The organism is Pseudomonas sp. NPDC086581 (assembly GCF_044746165.1).
Taxonomy (GTDB): Bacteria; Pseudomonadota; Gammaproteobacteria; order Pseudomonadales; family Pseudomonadaceae; genus Pseudomonas.
Genome location: NZ_JBIVBR010000010.1, coordinates 209,034 through 226,705, shown reverse-complemented (window position 1 = coordinate 226,705; position 17,672 = coordinate 209,034). Strand labels below are relative to the sequence as shown.

The 17,672-nt window shown below is 66.8% G+C and carries 15 protein-coding genes; 8 read left to right on the top strand and 7 right to left on the bottom strand.

All coding sequences use genetic code 11. The annotated features are described in order from the left end of the window. Window positions 1-10 precede the first annotated feature (10 nt). Window positions 11-835, bottom strand: coding sequence for an HDOD domain-containing protein (locus ACIPK7_RS20985; protein WP_138214273.1), 825 nt, complete (start codon window positions 833-835; stop codon window positions 11-13). Between the two features lie 264 nt (window positions 836-1,099). Here ACIPK7_RS20985 and ACIPK7_RS20980 point away from each other — a divergent pair, with 264 nt between their 5' ends. Then, a complete protein-coding gene (locus ACIPK7_RS20980) occupies window positions 1,100-2,296 on the top strand; it encodes a class I SAM-dependent rRNA methyltransferase (protein ID WP_192433142.1) in 1,197 nt (398 codons plus the stop codon). Between the two features lie 120 nt (window positions 2,297-2,416). On the opposite strand, the gene ACIPK7_RS20975 is transcribed toward ACIPK7_RS20980, so the two are convergent. After that, window positions 2,417-2,731 (bottom strand): hypothetical protein, encoded by a 315-nt coding sequence (locus ACIPK7_RS20975; RefSeq protein WP_401089944.1) that lies wholly within the window; start codon window positions 2,729-2,731, stop codon window positions 2,417-2,419. A gap of 376 nt (window positions 2,732-3,107) precedes the next feature. Here ACIPK7_RS20975 and ilvD point away from each other — a divergent pair, with 376 nt between their 5' ends. After that, entirely contained in the window at window positions 3,108-4,946 is a 1,839-nt protein-coding gene (gene ilvD / locus ACIPK7_RS20970) for a dihydroxy-acid dehydratase (RefSeq protein WP_401089942.1), read from the top strand. Between the two features lie 70 nt (window positions 4,947-5,016). Here ilvD and ACIPK7_RS20965 read toward each other — a convergent pair whose 3' ends face one another. Continuing rightward, on the bottom strand, window positions 5,017-5,463 hold the full coding sequence (locus ACIPK7_RS20965; RefSeq protein ID WP_401089940.1) for a prepilin-type N-terminal cleavage/methylation domain-containing protein: 447 nt from the start codon (window positions 5,461-5,463) through the stop codon (window positions 5,017-5,019). A 270-nt stretch (window positions 5,464-5,733) separates the two neighbouring features. On the opposite strand from ACIPK7_RS20965, the gene ACIPK7_RS20960 reads away from it, so the two are divergent. Together ACIPK7_RS20960 and ACIPK7_RS20955 are read left to right on the top strand one after the other, a co-directional pair. Further along, window positions 5,734-7,125: a uracil-xanthine permease family protein gene (locus ACIPK7_RS20960; RefSeq protein ID WP_401089938.1), complete on the top strand. Its 1,392-nt coding sequence runs from the start codon at window positions 5,734-5,736 to the stop codon at window positions 7,123-7,125. A 48-nt stretch (window positions 7,126-7,173) separates the two neighbouring features. Next, a complete protein-coding gene (locus tag ACIPK7_RS20955) occupies window positions 7,174-7,641 on the top strand; it encodes a metallophosphoesterase family protein (RefSeq protein ID WP_192433152.1) in 468 nt (155 codons plus the stop codon). A gap of 168 nt (window positions 7,642-7,809) precedes the next feature. On the opposite strand, the gene ACIPK7_RS20950 is transcribed toward ACIPK7_RS20955, so the two are convergent. Further along, a complete protein-coding gene (locus ACIPK7_RS20950; protein WP_192433154.1) occupies window positions 7,810-9,183 on the bottom strand; it encodes a GTPase/DUF3482 domain-containing protein in 1,374 nt (457 codons plus the stop codon). After that, window positions 9,176-10,561 (bottom strand): DUF2868 domain-containing protein, encoded by a 1,386-nt coding sequence (locus ACIPK7_RS20945; protein ID WP_192433156.1) that lies wholly within the window; start codon window positions 10,559-10,561, stop codon window positions 9,176-9,178. Before ACIPK7_RS20945 ends, ACIPK7_RS20950 begins: the two co-directional genes overlap by 8 nt. A gap of 179 nt (window positions 10,562-10,740) precedes the next feature. On the opposite strand from ACIPK7_RS20945, the gene ACIPK7_RS20940 reads away from it, so the two are divergent. Genes ACIPK7_RS20940 through ACIPK7_RS20930 form a run of 3 tightly spaced genes read left to right on the top strand, consistent with a single transcriptional unit; the run spans window position 10,741 to window position 13,360 of the window. Then, window positions 10,741-11,763: a hypothetical protein gene (locus tag ACIPK7_RS20940; RefSeq protein ID WP_192433158.1), complete on the top strand. Its 1,023-nt coding sequence runs from the start codon at window positions 10,741-10,743 to the stop codon at window positions 11,761-11,763. Then, window positions 11,760-12,827, top strand: a complete 1,068-nt coding sequence (locus ACIPK7_RS20935) for a hypothetical protein (RefSeq protein WP_192433160.1) — start codon at window positions 11,760-11,762, stop codon at window positions 12,825-12,827. The genes ACIPK7_RS20940 and ACIPK7_RS20935 overlap by 4 nt, the downstream gene beginning before the upstream one ends. A 20-nt stretch (window positions 12,828-12,847) precedes the next feature. Beyond that, window positions 12,848-13,360 carry a dihydrofolate reductase gene (locus ACIPK7_RS20930; RefSeq protein ID WP_192433454.1) on the top strand — a complete coding sequence of 171 codons (513 nt, stop codon included), beginning with the start codon at window positions 12,848-12,850 and terminating at the stop codon, window positions 13,358-13,360. Between the two features lie 67 nt (window positions 13,361-13,427). Here the strand turns inward: ACIPK7_RS20930 and ACIPK7_RS20925 are convergent, their stop codons facing one another. Continuing rightward, entirely contained in the window at window positions 13,428-15,218 is a 1,791-nt protein-coding gene (locus tag ACIPK7_RS20925; RefSeq protein WP_192433162.1) for an acyl-CoA dehydrogenase C-terminal domain-containing protein, read from the bottom strand. 2 nt (window positions 15,219-15,220) lie between these two features. Then, the gene (locus tag ACIPK7_RS20920; RefSeq protein WP_192433164.1) at window positions 15,221-16,456 is read right to left on the bottom strand and encodes a 3-hydroxyacyl-CoA dehydrogenase; all 1,236 of its coding nucleotides are present in this window, start codon (window positions 16,454-16,456) and stop codon (window positions 15,221-15,223) included. Between the two features lie 104 nt (window positions 16,457-16,560). Here ACIPK7_RS20920 and ACIPK7_RS20915 point away from each other — a divergent pair, with 104 nt between their 5' ends. Next, window positions 16,561-17,460, top strand: a complete 900-nt coding sequence (locus ACIPK7_RS20915) for a LysR family transcriptional regulator (RefSeq protein ID WP_401089935.1) — start codon at window positions 16,561-16,563, stop codon at window positions 17,458-17,460. Window positions 17,461-17,672: the final 212 nt, after the last annotated feature.

Genomic DNA, 17,672 nt, shown 5'->3' with positions numbered 1-17,672 from the left:
ACATCCGAGGTCAGTACGTCCCCTGCCCCACACCAAGCTCGAGAATGCTCGCCTTGAGATTCTCGAAGTCGTACTCGCTGAGCCCGACGTAATCCAGCACCAACGCACGCACGCTCTCCCACTCGTGGTCCTCGTCCTGATTGCCAAGTACACGGTACGAGCCGCAGATGTGCTCGGCCATCTTGAGGATGGCCAGCAGGTTCTTCAGCTGGGTATCGCGGCAGTTGTCCTCGCTGAAGATCGACAGCGCATTGTGGTGGTTGGCGATGGCCTCGCACACGTGCTCAGGCAAGCGCCAGGAGCGCGCGGTGAAATAGCCGACCACCGCATGGTTGGTGTTCAGCACGCGATTTTCGGTGTCCACCACGCGGCGCTCGTCGCTCGCGCTGGCGTAGGCCTCCTCCAGCACCGCCATGTAGTGCGGGAAGCGCTTGAGCATCAGCGGGATGCCGCAGTTGTGGAACAGCCCCAGCGCATACGCCTCGTCCACCGACTCGTAGCCGATGCGCTTGGCCAGGGTCAGGCAGCTCATGGCCACGTCCTGAGCGGTATCCCAGAAGCGGTTGAGGGTGACGATGGTGGCGTCGGTCATCTCTCCCTTGATCGACTGCGCGTTGATCAGGTTGATCACCGAGCGGCTGCCCAGCAGGTTCACTGCGCGCTGGATCGAGGTGATGCGGTTGGCCAGGCCGAAGAACGGCGAGTTCACCAGCTTCAGCAGCGCGCCGGACAGCCCTGGATCCTGGCTGATCAGCTTGGCGATCGCCTTCAGGTCCGGATTGGGCATGAACTGCTCCATCTGCAGGTCAACCATGATCTGCGGCTGCGGCGGCACACTGATGCCCTGCAGGGCCTGACGGATCTGTTCGGCGGAGAGTTCTTGGGACATGGGGCGCGCTGGCGAAGTGGAGGGGAGGCACAGTTTACCCAGAGCGGAGGCGTCTGGAACTGCCCTTTCGATGGTTCATGCATCGGCCGCGCCTGCCGAAGCTTTATGGCGCCCATGTCCGCAACGAATCGACCAAACGCGCACGCGCCGCGCTCCGGCGGCGCACGCTGCTGCGCTATAATCCCGCTCTTTTTGCCGGAGCCCTTCCCCATGACCCTGCCCAGCCTGCGTCTGAAAGCCAACGCCGAGCGCCGCCTGCGCGCCGGCCACCTGTGGGTCTACAGCAACGAGGTGGACGTCGCCGCCACCCCGCTGAACGGATTCGGCGCCGGCGAACAGGCCATCCTCGAAATGGCCAACGGCAAGCCGCTGGGCATCGTCGCGATGAGCCCGAACAACCTCATCTGCGCCCGCCTGATTTCCCGTGATACCAAGCACGTTCTCGACAAATCCCTGCTGGTCCACCGCCTGAACGTCGCTCTGAGCCTGCGCGACCGCCTGTTCGACAAGCCTTTCTACCGTCTGGTCTACGGCGACTCGGACCTGCTGCCGGGCCTGGTGGTGGACCGTTTCGGCGACGTACTGGTCGTCCAGCTCGCCTCGGCAACCATGGAGAAGCACCGCGACGACGTGCTCGCCGCGCTGCTGCAGGTGCTCAAGCCCAGCGCCGTGCTGTGGAAGAACGACTCCAGCGCCCGTGACGCCGAGGGCCTGGAGCGCTATGTCGCCAACGCCTACGGCGAAGTCCCGGAATGGGTCGCCCTGGAAGAGAACGGCGTGAAGTTCGAAGCTCCGGTGCTGGCCGGCCAGAAGACCGGCTGGTTCTACGATCACCGCATGAACCGCGCCCGCCTGCAGCCCTACGTACAGGGCAAGCGCGTGCTCGATCTGTTCAGCTACATCGGCGGCTGGGGCATCCAGGCCGCAGCCTTCGGCGCCAGCGAAGTGATGTGCGTCGATGCCTCCGGCTTCGCCCTCGACGGTGTCGAGCGCAACGCCACGCTGAACGGCCTCGCCGAGAAAGTGGCCTGCGTGGAAGGTGACGTGTTCGACGCCCTGCGCGAACTGAAGGCCGCCGACGAGCGCTTCGACGTGATCGTTGCCGACCCGCCCGCGTTCATCAAACGCAAGAAGGACCTGAAGAACGGCGAGGCTGCGTACCGCCGTCTCAACGAACAGGCCATGCGCCTGCTGTCCAAGGACGGCGTGCTGGTCAGCGCTTCCTGCTCCATGCACCTGCCCGAGGACGACCTGCAGAACATCCTGCTGGGCAGCGCCCGCCACCTGGACCGCAACATCCAGCTGCTCGAACGCGGCGGCCAGGGCCCGGACCACCCGGTACACCCGGCGATCCCGGAAACCCGCTACATCAAGAGCCTGACCGTGCGCCTGCTGCCCAACGGCTAAGGCTTTACGGCACGACAGGAACGGGGCGTTTCCGCAAGGGAACGCCCCGTTTTTCATTGCACCGGCGGATGGCGGATAACGCCCGGGGCGTTATGCACCCTACGGTCTCGTCCCTCGCCTTCACTTGGTCGGCATCAATGAATCCGCCTCGCTGATCACTGCCTTGCCGGTCTTGCGCTCGAACAGGCACAGCTCGCGGCCCGGTTTGCCCTTCATGTGTTTCTGCGCATAGGTCCCGCCAATCATCAGCGCCGTGTAGCCCACGCTGTCATCGAACAGCACCGGCGAGCCCAGCACCTTCTTGTTCTGCAGATGGCTCAGCGCCAGGCAGGCTTCGCGCTGCTGCTTGTCCTGCGCCTGCCAGGCCTCGTCGGACGAAGCCTGCACACTGCCGGCAAACAGCACGGCGAGCAGGGCGATGCGGGTGACTTTCATGGGGTTGCTCCTTCAACGAACGGGACGGGAAAAGCGCCAGTGGCCATTCAGACCGCACCGGATCGGCGAAAGTCTATGCCTTGTGCCGACCGCCAGCCTTTCCCTGGCGGCAAGGCCCGGCGTAGAATCGGGACATTCCTGCCATTTATCCCCCGGCGGGCCTGTGAGCCCCGGCCGAGCAGGCGGTGACCCCGCCACGCCCCGCGCCGACCTCGCCCATGCAAGGCCATCTGCTGTTTGCATCCGGTGCGTACCGCGCTCACGATACGACTTAGAGTCTGCTCAAGGTCTCGCCGGCCAGCCCTACCCGCTGTACGCCGCCGCACTTCAAGACCCGGATCGACTCCCACCGTGACCTGATGCGCAGGAACCTGTCATGCCCGATTACCGCTCGAAAACCTCCACCCACGGCCGCAACATGGCCGGCGCCCGTGCTCTCTGGCGCGCCACCGGGATGAAGGACGAAGACTTCAAGAAGCCGATCATCGCCATCGCCAACTCCTTCACCCAGTTCGTGCCCGGCCACGTGCATCTGAAGGACCTGGGCCAGTTGGTAGCCCGCGAGATCGAAAAACACGGCGGCGTGGCCAAGGAATTCAACACCATTGCCGTAGACGACGGCATCGCCATGGGCCATGACGGCATGCTCTATTCCCTGCCGTCGCGCGAGATCATCGCCGACTCCGTGGAATACATGGTCAACGCCCACTGCGCCGACGCCATCGTCTGCATCTCAAACTGCGACAAGATCACCCCCGGCATGCTGATGGCCGCCCTGCGCCTGAACATCCCGGTGGTATTCGTCTCCGGCGGTCCGATGGAAGCCGGCAAGACCAAGCTGGCTAATCACGGCCTCGACCTGGTGGACGCCATGGTCGTCGCCGCCGACGACTCCTGCTCCGACGAAAAGGTCGCCGAGTACGAGCGCAGCGCCTGCCCGACCTGCGGCTCCTGCTCCGGCATGTTCACCGCCAACTCGATGAACTGCCTGACCGAAGCCCTGGGCCTGTCGCTGCCGGGCAATGGTTCTACCCTGGCCACCCACTCCGACCGCGAGCAGCTGTTCCTGCGCGCCGGCCGCCTGGCCGTCGAGCTCTGCCAGCGCTACTACGGCGAAGGCGATGAATCCGTGCTGCCGCGCAATGTCGCCAGCTTCAAGGCGTTCGAGAACGCCATGACCCTGGACATCGCCATGGGCGGTTCGACCAACACCATCCTGCACCTGCTGGCCGCCGCCCAGGAGGCGGAGATCGCCTTCGACCTGCGCGACATCGATCGCCTGTCGCGCAAGGTGCCGCAGCTGTGCAAGGTCGCGCCGAACATCCAGAAGTACCACATGGAAGACGTGCACCGTGCCGGTGGCATCTTCTCCATCCTCGGCGAACTGGCCCGTGGCGGCCTGCTGCACACCGACGTGCCGACCGTGCACAGCCCGAGCATGGCCGACGCCATCGCCGAGTGGGACATCACCCAGACCCAGGACGAGAAGGTCCACACCTTCTTCAAGGCCGGCCCGGCCGGCATCCCGACCCAGGTCGCGTTCAGCCAGAGCACCCGCTGGGACACTCTGGACGATGACCGCGCCGAAGGCTGCATCCGCAGCGTCGAGCACGCCTACTCCCAGGAAGGCGGCCTGGCCGTGCTGTACGGCAACATCGCCCTCGACGGCTGCGTGGTGAAGACCGCCGGCGTGGACGAATCCATCCACGTGTTCGAAGGTCGCGCGAAGATCTTCGAAAGCCAGGACGGCGCCGTGAAGGGCATCCTCGCCGACGAAGTGAAGCCGGGCGACATCGTGATCATCCGCTACGAAGGCCCGAAAGGCGGCCCGGGCATGCAGGAAATGCTGTACCCCACCAGCTACCTGAAGTCCAAGGGCCTGGGCAAGGCTTGCGCCCTGCTCACCGACGGCCGCTTCTCCGGCGGTACCTCGGGCCTGTCCATCGGCCACGCCTCGCCGGAAGCCGCCGCAGGCGGCGCCATTGGCCTGGTGCAGGACGGCGACAAGGTACTGATCGACATCCCCAACCGCAGCATCAACCTGCTGGTGAGCGATGAAGAACTGGCCGCCCGCCGCGCCGATCAGGACAAGAAAGGCTGGAAGCCGGCTCAACCCCGCGCACGCAAGGTGAGTACCGCGCTGAAGGCCTACGCCCTGCTGGCCACCAGCGCCGACAAGGGCGCAGTGCGCGACAAGGCGCTGCTGGACGGTTGAGTCTGGCGGTGAGATGAAAAAGCCCGGCGGATGCCGGGCTTTTTTATTCATGTAGCTCGATGGTTTACGACTACTTCTTCGGGCAATCGCCCGAACCCGGCTTGAGGCCGCGGTCCGCATTGCAGATGGTTCCTTTCTCCTCCCAAGCGACCGGACTCGCTCCCGTTGCCTTAGTAGGCGTTAGCTCAATCTTGAGCTCATTCCCATCAGCGTCAGTGGCCGCGGTTGTGGCCTTTATCACACCCTTTTCCACCGCATAGTCGCCCGTGATGTTGGACGTCGCAGCAAAAGCTTTCGGTATCCCGTAATCACCTGCCTTGCAATCATCTGCCTTGCCCGTTTCCGAGATACAAAGGCTCACAGCGATTTTGACGGCGGACAGCTCTGTCTTGGCTGCCGCAGCCCTTGAGCGCGACGAGTAATCCGAATACATGGGCAACGAAACCGAAGCCAGAATCCCGATGATCGCCACCACGATCATCAGCTCGATCAGGGTGAAGCCCTGTTGTTTGCGCATCTGCGTATCCCTCTGGGTTAAGCCGGAAACCAGAATGGCCCCGGATGCCTCCCAGTGAAGCCGCGCCAGCCGGCGCAAACACTCAGACGCGTCCGCGCACCTTGTTGAAAATTCGGCAGTTATCCTCCAGACCGAAAGTCTCCGGGGTGCCGCCGTACAGAGACGCCGTAGGAACTCAGGCTTCCCCTTTCTTCCCGACTTGCCTCATACCACTGTGCGATCCCGCCCTGGCCCAGTAAAATCGCGCTCTTTTTTCCCGGACCGCCGCCCATGAGCTCCCACGAGAACCCGTCCGCCGCCAAGGACCAGCCCGACCTGGTCTACGGCCTGGAAGACCGCCCCGCCCTGCCCATCGCGTGGCTTGCCGCGCTGCAGCACCTGCTGGCGATCATCGTGCCCATCGTCACCCCCGGCCTGCTGATCTGCCAGGCGCTGGGCGTGTCGCCGCGCGACACCAACCTGATCGTGTCGATGTCGCTGGTGATCTCCGGCATCGCCACCTTCGTCCAGTGCAAGCGCTTCGGGCCGTTCGGCGCGGGCCTTCTGATCGTCCAGGGCACCAGCTTCAACTTCGTCGGCCCGCTGATCGCCGGCGGTGCGCTGATGGTGAAGAACGGCACCCCGGTGGAAGCGGTGATGGCGGCCATCTTCGGCGTGGTCATGGCCGGCTCCTTCGTGGAGATGGGCGTGTCGCGCATCCTGCCCTTCGTGAAGCGCCTGATCACCCCGCTGGTCACCGGCATCGTGGTGCTGATGATCGGCCTGACCCTGATCAAGGTCGGCCTGATCAGCATGGGTGGCGGCTTCTCCGCCATGGGCAACGGCACCTTCGCCAACGGCGAGAACCTGATGCTGTCGGGCCTGGTGCTGGCGATCATCGTCATCCTCAATCGCATCCCGGTGGTGTGGATGCGCAGCGGCGCCATCGTCATCGCCCTCGCCGTGGGCTACGCGCTGGCCGGCTATCTGGGCCGCCTGGACTTCACCGGCATGCATGAGGCGCCGGCCTTCCAGGTCCCGGTGCCGCTGCACTTCGGCCTGGGCTTCTCCTGGAGCCTGTTCATCCCGATGCTGGTGATCTACCTGGTGACCTCGCTGGAAGCCATCGGTGACGTCACCGCCACCAGCAAGATCTCCAAGCAGCCCGTCGAGGGCCCGCTGTGGATGCAGCGCATCAAGGGCGGCGTGCTGGTGAACGGTGCCAACTCTCTGCTGGCCGGCCTGTTCAACACCTTCCCCAGCTCGGTGTTCGCGCAGAACAACGGCGTGATCCAGTTGACCGGCGTCGCCAGCCGCCACGTCGGCCTGTGGATCGCCGCGATGCTGATCGTGCTGGGCCTGTTCCCCAGCGTCGCCGGGGTGATCCAGGCCGTTCCCGAGCCGGTGCTTGGCGGCGCGGTGATGGTGATGTTCGGCGCGGTCGCCGCTTCCGGCATCAACATCCTCGCCGGCACCCACCTGGACCGCCGCGCGCTGCTGATCATCGCCGTCAGCCTGGCGCTGGGCCTGGGCATCTCGCAAGTGCCGGAGTTCCTCGCGCACATGCCCCACGCGATCCGCAACGTGCTGGAATCCGGCGTCGCCACCGGCGGCATCTGTGCCCTGCTGCTCAACTGGTTCCTGCCCGAGTCCGACGCTGCGAAGGCCTCGCACAACGGCTGAATCGGCACGACGCCACCTTCGGGTGGCGTCGTCGTTTATGCTCCCCGAATGACCACTACCCTGCGCATCGGCGTCATCGCCGACACCCACGGTCTGCTGCGCCCCGAAGCGCTGGCGGCGCTGCAAGGCTGCGAGCGCATCCTGCACCTGGGCGATATCGGCCCCGCCACACTGCTGGATCAGCTGCGCGAACTGGCGCCGCTGGACGTGGTGCGCGGCAACAACGACACCGACGACTGGGCCGCCGCGCTGCCGGAAACGCTGCTGCTGGAACTGGGCGGATTGCGGCTCTACCTGATCCATGACCTCAAGCAGTTGGCCATCGATCCCGCGGTCGAAGGCATCGACGTGGTGCTGGCGGGGCATTCCCACAAACCGCTGAATGAGGTGCGCAATGGGGTGCTGTACCTGAATCCGGGCAGCGCTGGACCGCGCCGGTTCAAGCTGCCGATTGCGTTGGCGATTCTGGAAATACGCGACGGGCAGCCGCTGGTGGAGATGGTCACGCTCGCCTAAGAGCGTTCGCGAGCGAGCCCTTTTGAATCCGTAGGGCGCATAACCTGGAACAGGTTATCCGCCGGCCAGCATCCGGCGGATAACGCTGACGCGTTATTCGCCCTACGAAATTGCTCCGGACGCACCTTGTAGGAGCAAGCTTGCTCGCGAACCGCTCCTGCACCGTAGTTAGGGTTCCAGCAGATGAGTGGCCAACTGCGCCACCGCCTCCTGCCGCTCGCTCTTCTCGCCGCGCCGGCGGCCATTGAGGGCGGACCACTCCGGATGTGCCCGCGCCTTGCGCAACGCCTCGGGCAACTTCCCCTCGCGCCACTGCTTGTCTTCGGGCGATTGCACCTGGATCGCTTCTACCGCCGCATGCCCGCGCGTCTGCAGGGCCGCCAGCAGTTGCCGCTGACGCAGCGCCAGCAGGCGCAGCACGCTGTCGTCCACCGACAGCTCGCGACTGCCCTTGAGCTTGCCCAGCAGGCGTTGGCCGTAGTGGCCGACTGTCTGCCAGGCGCCGCCGGCGATGGCGCCCAGGGCGGTGGCTGCGCCAAGGGTCAGGCCGCCGACCAGTAGATCGATCCCCGCCCCCGCTGCCGCGCCAGCCGCAACGCCGCCACCGAGGCGAATGCCCAGTTGGCGGAGAGTTTCCGGGTTGAACAGGTCATCGCCCCAGCGCCCGTCCAGCAACGGCAGGTCGGCGGCGCGGGCGTCGTCCTTGCGGAAGGCGTAGAGGCTGAGCAGCGCCTTCACGCAGGTATCTTCGCGCTTGCGCACCTGATTGCGCAGCGTCTCGGTGGCTGCTCGAACAGCACTGTCGCCAGCGGGCACCAGTTGGCGGCAAGCGGCGACATCCACCAGCAGCTCGGCGATCAGCCGCGCCCCGGCCTCGCGGCGGGCGACGGCCTGGGCCTCGTGATCTGCGACCAGTCGATCCAGCTGCGGGCGCGCACGCTCCAGCAGCAGCGCCAGGCTTTCGTACAGGCGGCGCTCACCATCCAGCGGCGGCGCCACGCTATCGAAACGCACCAGCGCATGCAGACCGAGACGGGACAGCGCCTCGCGCCACTGCTCCTCGCGGTGCTGTGGGCTGGCGACAAAGTTGAGTACCGGCAGCAACGGTCGTGCGCAGGCGGCGAGCACTGCCAGCTCGTCGCGGTACTTGGCCAGCACCGGTTCGCGGGCGTCGATCACGTAGAGGCCGGCGTCGGAAGCGAGCAACTGGCGCAGCACCTTGGCCTCCTGCTCGAAGCGGCCACGGGCTTCACTGCCCTCGAGGAAGCGACGCAGCTTCTCCGGGCCGTCCAGGCGCTCGCCGGGGCGCTCCAGGCCATCGAGGAAGTCGCGCAGGGCGATGGCGTCCTCCAGGCCCGGCGTGTCGTACAGCTCCAGCAGCGGTTCGCCGTCCACCGACAACCGCGCGCCCTCCACATGCCGCGTGGTACTAGGCCGGTGGGAGACCTCGCCGAAGCCCACGTCGCGGGTCAGGGTACGCAGCAGGGAGGTCTTGCCGACGTTGGTGTGGCCGACCACGGCCAGTTTCAGCGCATCAGTCATGCCCGGTCTCCAGCCAGCCCAGGGGCGATGCCGAGGTGTGCGGCAGTTGCAGGCGCTCGATGCCGGCGTGCCAGTCGCCCAGGCGCTCGGCGTCCAGCGCTTCGCCGACCGGCGCCTGCAGCAGCCAGACGCGGGTGGCGGCGGCGCAGCGCGAGAGTTCGGCGATCAGCGCCAGGGTGCCGCGATCCGGCGAGCGGCGCGGGTCGCAGGCGATCACCAGGCGCGCCGGCGGGTAGCGGGTAAGTTGCTCCAGCAGGCGGCGGCGCTGGGCGCCGTCGTCGAGGTCGCCGGCGTTGGCGATGCCTTCCGCCAGCTTCGGCGGCCAGTTGGGCCGGTCCAGCAGTTCGATGGACAACAGCACGGCGCCATCGGCGGTGGTCGACGGGGCCTGCGCCTGCGGCTCAATCAGTTCGTCCGGCGCGGCATCGCTGACGCCGAGGCGCTCGCTGGCCGGCATCAAACGCTCGCGCAGCAGGGCGTAGCCGGGCAGCGAGACATCCAGCGCCAACTGCGCACGTCCGCGCTTCCAGCGCCACAGGCAGAGCAGCCAGAGCGCGCCGCGCAGCAGCACGCCGTACACCAGCAGGATGCCCACCAGCCAGCCGGCCCAGGCATGGCGCGCGTTCTCGCTGGCCACCAGGGCATCGCCGCTGGCGCGCACCAGTTCGGCGTCCGGCTGCGGGAAGCCGAGCAGCGACGGCAGCGCGCCGAGGCCGTGGGTCAGGGCGATGAAGGTATCGCCGCCGAGGATGGTGGTCTCCCAGACGAAGCCGTAGCGCCGCGTCGCCAGCAGCGCCAGCATCACGCCCAGCGCGCTGGCCAGGGCGACGAGCCAGAGACCGTGGACCAGCAGGCCGAGCGCCCAGCGAGTGAGCTTCTGCCGGTCCAGCAGCACCAGCAGCGCGGGCGCCAATTGCGCAGCATGGGCGTCGCGGGCGAACTTGCCGCTCAGCCACAACCACAGGCGGCCGAGCGCACCGCCAGCCTCGCCGCCAGCGAAGAAGGCCAGGGTCCAGCCGATCAGGGTAATCAGGTGCAGGCCGAGCAAACTGGCCAGGGCCCAGAACACGTTGACCGGGCGCAGGCCGTCGCCGAGGGCGGCGAAGGCCAGGCCGCCGCCGGTGAACAGCGCCAGCGCCAGCAAGAGATAAAGCGCCAGGCGTGAGCCCTGCACCCAGGTGCGCAGGGCGGCGCGCTGGCCGTCACGCTCGGCGAGCAGCAGCGCACGGTGTTGCAGGCGGCGGGCGAGGTCGCCGCCACTGACGATGGCGCGACGGTTGGCTTCGCTGTCTTCCAGCGGGCCGACCTGCTCTTCGCGCAGGCGCACGGCCTCGCACAGCCACAGGGATTCGAGGGCGGAAGCGGGGGTTTCGCTCACGGGGTCTCCGACAGTCGGTACTCGGCACCAAGGATAACCGCTGCTCGCCGCCGCGTCCCGGCACCGCCGGTAACACCCAGTGGCGTCAACCAAACCAAGGAGGGGCTCTCGCCATGCCCGGCCAGCCTCAGACTCATCACACAAAGCTGCTCCTATAAAAACAAGAATGAGGCCTCGCCATGCTGCGCTCGATGCTCAGTGCCTTGCCCCTGCTGCTGGCCGCCGCCACCGCGGCCGCCGTGGAAACACCGCCGGTGCGCCCCTCCAATTGGGGCCCGGACACCCCGCTGATGCAGGCCGTGCCGCCGCGCGTGCTGGACGCGCACGTCAGCGCCCGGCAGTCCGACAGCAACACCTCGCAACTGTGGATCAGCCACACCGACTTCCGCCTGCACGACGACATCGGCTTCTTCATCCGCAAGATGCTGATCCAGATGAGCCCGGTGGCCGGAGGCGCCACGCCGCTGATGCTGGATGATCCGAAGTCCATGGTCGCGCGCATCCAGGCCGGGGACATCTTCGTCGCCGACGCCACCCTCGCCAGCCTGCTCAACGAAGAGCTGCGCAACGCCAACGCGCCAGTGCGCAACCTCAAACTCAGCACCCGCGCCGATGGCCAGGAAGTCCACGGCGAGCTGCTGCGCAAGGGCCGCTGGCGGCCGCTACGGATGGTCACCGGGATCGAGCAGGCCGGGCCGCTGAAGGTGGCGCTGGTACCACAGCGAATCTTCGTCGACGGGGTGGACGTCACACCGTCGCTGACCGCCGCCTCCATCGAGATGTCCGAGGTGCTGCAACTGCACACCGCGCACATGCAGCTGATCGGCAACCGTATCCTGGTCGACCTCGACGGCCTGTTCCCGCCACCGCGCCTGGACTTCACCGTGAGCAGCCTGAAGCTCGCCGATGGCGGCATGGATCTGCTGCTGGGCAGCGACCTCGCCGAGCTGAAGTGGCCGCAGCTCAAGGCGCCGCAGAGCTACATGTTCATCGAAGGCGGCGACATCAAGATGGCTCGGACCATCCTGGTGAAGGCCTACGCGCTGTTCACCAGCCTCAGCCCGGACGCGCCGCTGCTGTTCAACCTCTACGACTACCGCCGCCAGCTGCAGTACGGCGAAATCCGCCTGCGCGAAGACGGCATGGTGCACATCGCGGTGTCGCCGGTGAAGGCGCCGGCCCCGGAGGAGAAAGCCCTATGAGACCCCTCCTTGCCTCCCTACTTTGCCTCACGCTGGCCGGTCAGGCCGTCGCCGAGAGTGCCATCGACAAGCAACAGCGCGAACTGGGCGTGCTGCGCCAGGGCTGGTTCCAGCAGACGCCGCCAGCGCCGGACTTCAAGGCCAGCCGGCCGGGCGGCCTGCGCGATTCCGGCCAGGACGGCGTGGGCATCCTGCTCAATAACGTGGACATGTACTTCCAGGGCAACATCGGCTTCCACAGCCCGCAGCTCAAGGGCTGGCTGGTGCCGCTCAAGGCCGGTGAGCCGATCGACTTCGACCGCCCGCAGGACATGCGCATCAACGTTTCCGAAGGTGAGGTGATCCTCAGCCCCGAACAGCTCGGCAACCTGTTCAACCAGCACATCCTCGCCTACCCGGAAACCATGCTGCGCGACTTCAAGCTGAGCATCGAAGGCGACCGCCTGCTGGTCTCCGGCGAAGTGCAGCCGCTGGGCGTCGGCCCTTGGCTGCCGCTGCGACTATCCGGCACGGTGAAGCTCGATGGCGACAACCTCGACTACCAGCCCGACAGCGTGAAGGTGCTCGGCGTGCCCAGCTACGGCGCCATGAGTCTGGTGGGCCTGCGCCTGGATTCGCTGGTGACCCTGGAGCGCCCCGGCGCGGTGCTGCAGGACAACGTGATGCACCTGAACTACCACCAGGTCTTCCCGCTGGTGGGCATCGACGGCCGCGTCGAATCCACCTGGCTGGACGCCCAGGGCCTGCACCTGAAGTTCGCGCCGAAGCACGGCGCCGCCTCGCTGGCCTTCGAGCCGCCGCGCCAGGCCGGGCAGTCCTATATCTGGCTGCAGTCGGGCGACCTGAAGATCTTCGAGATCCTCATCACTTACTCGCAGGTGCTGCTCAAGGCCGAGCGCCCGGACCAGACGCTGGCCTTCAACCTCAAGGACTATCGCAAGGTGCTGGCCACCGGCATCACCCAGGTCAACGAGGACGGCACCTTCTTCATGCGCGTTCCGCCACCCGCCGGCCCCGCCGACGGCGAGCGGCTGGTATCCTCTGGCAACGGGAGTTCCCGCTGATGTTCACCACTGGAGTCGAGATGACCCAAGCACTGCCCCTGGCGATGATCGCCGCCCTTGCCGAGAACCGCGTGATCGGCGTCGACAACCGCCTGCCCTGGCACCTACCGCAGGACCTCAAGCACTTCAAGGCCATGACCCTGGGCAAACCGGTGATCATGGGCCGCAAGACCTGGGACTCCCTCGGCCGCCCGCTGCCGGGCCGGCTGAACATCGTGGTCACCCGCCAGGCGGGCCTGAAGCTCGAAGGCGCGGAAGTCTTCACCAGCCTCGACGCTGCCCTGGAGCGCGCCGAGCAGTGGGCCAAGGAGGAGGAAGCCGACGAGCTGATGCTGATCGGCGGCGCGCAACTCTACGGTGAAGCCCTGAGCCGTGCCGAGCGCCTCTACCTGACCCGCGTCGGCCTGAGCCCGGCCGGCGACGCACATTTCCCCGAAGTGAACGAAAGCCAGTGGCACCTGGCGTCGAGCATCGAGCACGACGCGGAAGGCGAGACGCCGGCCTATGCGTTCGAGGTGTGGGAGCGGGCCTGAGCCCCGAACCGCACAACGAAAAACGCCGCCCCGGTTCCCCGGCGCGGCGTTTTTCTTTACTCCCGTATCAGAACGCGAAGTGCTGCGCGTCCAGCGCCATCAGGCAGTCCGCGCCGCCCAGCAGGGCCTCGCGGTGCATGCTGGCACGCGGCAGGATGCGTTTGACGTAGAACTCGGCGCTGGCGAGCTTGGCGCGATAGAAGTCCGCGTCACCCTCGCCGGCAGCCAGCTTCGCCTGCGCCACGCCGGCCGCCTGTAGCCAGAGGCCGCCGAGCAGCACATAGGAGCAGTACTGCAGGAAGTCCACCGAGGTGGCGCCGATTTCCTGCGGGTCGCGCTGGCAGGCGGCGATCACTTCGCTGGTGAGGCTGCGCCATTCCAGCAGGCGTTGCCGGACGGTTTCCGCGAGACCTGCCAGTTCAGTGCGCGCGCCAACGGTTTCGCAGACCGCCGCCAGTTCGCCGATCAGCGCGTTCAGTTCCGCGCCGCCATCGCCCAGCAGCTTGCGGCGGATCAGGTCGAGCGCCTGGATGCCATTGGTGCCTTCGTAGATCTGGGTGATGCGGCTGTCGCGCATCAGCTGTTCCATGCCCCATTCGCGGATGTAGCCGTGGCCGCCGTAGACCTGCACGCCGAGGCTGGAAACCTCCTGGCCAACGTCGGTGAAGAACGACTTCACGATGGGAATCAGCAGCGCCGCGCGCTTGCTCGCCGCCTTGCGGCCGTCCGCCTCAGGGTGGCCGTGCTCCAGGTCCAGTTCGCGGGCGCAGAGCGCGGAAATCATCCGGCAGCCCTCGGTGAGGGACTTCTGGGTCAGCAGCATGCGGCGCACGTCCGGGTGGACGATGATCGGGTCGGCGGCCTTGGACGGCTCGGCCGCACCGGTCAGCGCGCGCGATTGCAGGCGCTCGCGAGCATAGGCCAGCGCACCCTGGCAGGAACGCTCGGCGATGCCCAGGCCCTGCAGGCCGACCTGGAAGCGCGCGTCGTTCATCATGGTGAACATGCACGCCAGGCCCTGGTTGGCCTGGCCGATCAGCCAGCCGGTGGCCCCGTCGAAGTTCATCACGCAGGTGGACGCGCCCTTGATGCCCATCTTGTGCTCGATGGCGCCGCAACTCAGGGAGTTGCGCGCGCCCGGTGTTCCGTCGGCGCTGGCGATGAACTTGGGCACCAGGAACAGACTGATGCCCTTCACCCCGGCCGGCGCATCCGGCAGGCGCGCCAGCACCAGGTGGACGATGTTCTCGGAAAGGTCCTGCTCGCCGCCGCTGATGAATATCTTGCTGCCGCTGACGCTGTAGCTACCGTCCGCCTGCGGTTCGGCGCGGGTGCGCAGCAGGGCCAGGTCGGTGCCGGCCTGGGGCTCGGTGAGGCACATGGTGCCGCTCCACACGCCGCTGACCATCTTCGCCAGGTAGTCTCGCTGCAGCTCCGGCGCACCGTGTTTGTACAGCGCCAGCACCGCACCCTCGGTGAGGCCGGAATAGACGCGGAAGGAAAGCGAGGCGGCCATCAGCATCTCGTGGAAGCTGGCTGCGACCATCTGCGGGAAGCCCTGGCCGCCGAAGTCGGTCGGCCCGGTCATGCTTGCCCAGCCGTTGTCGCAGTACTGCCGGTAGGCCTCGCGGAAGCCGTCCGGGGTGGTGACTTCGCCATTAAGCAGGGTCGCGCCCTGCTCGTCGCTGTTGCGGTTCAGCGGGGCGACCACTTCGCCGGTGTAGCGCGCGCCTTCTTCCAGCACGCCGTCGATCAGCTCGCGGTCGAGGCCGTTGCCGAGCAGCTCGCAGTGGGCGCTGACATCGAACAGCTCGTGGAGGACGAAGCGCATGTCGCGCAGGGGTGCCTGGTAACTCATGTTCAGTGCTCCTGTTTCACGTCGGCGAAGCGGCCATTGGCGGCGGCCAGGCGCTCGATCAGCGCGGCAGGCTGCCATTGCGCGCCGTGTTCGCCGGCCAGGTCACGCAGGCGCGCCAGCACGCTCTGCGGGCCCTGGGCATCGGCCCAGGCCATTGGGCCGGACTTGTCCCTGGGGAAGCCATAACCATTGAGGTAAACGGTGTCGATGTCGGCGCTGGTGGAGGCGATGCCTTCGTCGAGGATCTTCGCGCCTTCGTTGACCAGCGCCAGCAGGCAGCGCTCGAGGATTTCCTCGGCGCCAACGTCGCGGCGGGCGTAGCCCAGGCGCTCGGACTCACGCACTACCAGCGCGTCCACTTCCGGATCGTGCTCGGCCTGGCGGCTGCCCGGCTCGTAGTGGTAGAAGCCGTTGCCGGACTTCTGGCCGAAGCGGCCCATCTCGCACAGGCGGTTGTCCACCTGCACGGTCGGTGCGTCCTGGCCCTTGCCCGCCAGCTCGCGGGCGCGCCATTCGAGGTCGATGCCGACCACGTCGAACATGCGGAACGGCCCCATGGCGAAGCCGAAACCCTGGATCGCCGCGTCGACCTGATGCGGTAGCGAGCCTTCGAGGATCAGCCGGCGCGACTCCTGGACATACTTCTCCAGCATGCGGTTGCCGATGAAGCCATGGCAGTTGCCGGCGACCACGCTGACCTTGCCCATGCGCTCGCCCAGCTCCAGGGCCGCTTCGAGCACGGCGGGAGCGGTCTTGGCACCACGCACGATCTCCAGCAGCTTCATGATGTGCGCCGGGCTGAAGAAGTGCAGGCCGAGCACTTGGGACGGCCGCGAAGTCACCGCGGCGATGGCGTCGACGTCCAGGTAGGAAGTGTTGGAAGCCAGGATGGCCGAGGGCTTCAGCGCCGCATCCAGTTCGCGGAAGATCGACTGCTTGAGCTCCAGGTTCTCGTACACCGCCTCGATCACCAGGTCCACCTCGCGGATCGCCGCGTAGTTCGCCGCCTGGGAGATGCGCGCGCGGCGACGGGCGGCTTCGGCCTCGTCGATGCGGCCCTGGCGCACGTTGTGGGCGTAGGTGTCGGCCACGGCGCCGAGGGCCTGGGTGAGCATCTGCGGGTTGTTGTCCAGCCACAGGACCTGCACGCCGGCGTTCGCCAGGCACATGGCAATGCCCCGGCCCATGGTGCCGGCACCGATAACGGCGGCGCTGGCGATGCGGATGTTCTGGCTCATGTTGTTCCTCTTGTCAGCCTGAAACGCTCGTTTGAAGACCACTCACCTTAGGGAAGGCGGTACTATTTTTGAAATTTTGAGTTGTGATAAGTGGAATTCAGCCAGTGAATATGACCACCTTCGACCTCAACCTGCTGCGGGTGCTGGATGCGCTGCTGCGCGAGCGCAACGTCTCACGGGCGGCGGAACGCCTGTCGCTGAGCCAGCCGGCGGTGAGCAACGCGCTGAACCGCCTGCGCGAACTGCTCGATGATCCGCTGCTGGTGCGCGTCGGCCGGGCGATGCAGCCGACGCCTCGGGCGCTGGAGCTGGAAGCGCCGATCCGCGATGCCCTGCAGCGCATCGGCCAGAGCCTGGCCGGCGGCGACACTTTCGACCCGGCGCGCAGTCGCCAGCGCTTCACCTTGGCGCTGACCGACTATGTGGAAGCGCTGTGCATGCCGCACCTGCTCGAAAGTCTGGGCAGTGCGGCGCCAGGCATGGGCCTGAGCATCCAGCACCTGACGCCGACGCTGCCCGCCGAGGCGCTGGACAAGGGCAACCTGGACCTGGTGCTGGGGCGCTTCGAGGAGCTGCCGGCGCGCTTCCAGCGCCGCCCGTGGGCGAGTGAAACGCTGCGCCTGCTGGCCCGGCGCGGGCATCCGCAGGTCGATGGCGGGATCGATCTGCCGACCTTCCTCGGCCAGCGGCACCTGTGGGTGTCCGGCGGGCAGACCAAAGGCATGGTCGATCAGTGGCTGGCCAGCCAGGGGCTGAAACGGCAGGTCGCCTACACTACGCCCAACTACCTGCAGGCGGCGCATCTGGTGGCGACCACGGATTTGCTGACGGTATTGCCGACACGACTGGCGGCATATTTCGCCCAGCTGCTGCCGTTGCAGGTGCTGGAGCTGCCGTTCGACGTGGGGCAGTTCCACCTGGAGCTGGTCTATCTCGCCCAGCGAGAGCGGGATACGGCGTTGCAGTGGTTGGTGGAGCGGATAGTGGAGTCTGCGCCGGAGTGATTTTCGCCGGATAACGTGTAGGAGCGCGCAATGCGCGCGATCGCGGGCATGGCCTGCTCCCGCAGGGAAATACCGGTACTGGATGCGATCGGCGCCAATGAACACCCTAACCCCAGCCCTCTCCCAGTGGGAGAGGGAGCTGTCCTTGCCGGCTGACACTTCGGCTTCCCACTGCACCGAACAGTCCTCCCCCGGGAGAGGGTTAGGGTGGG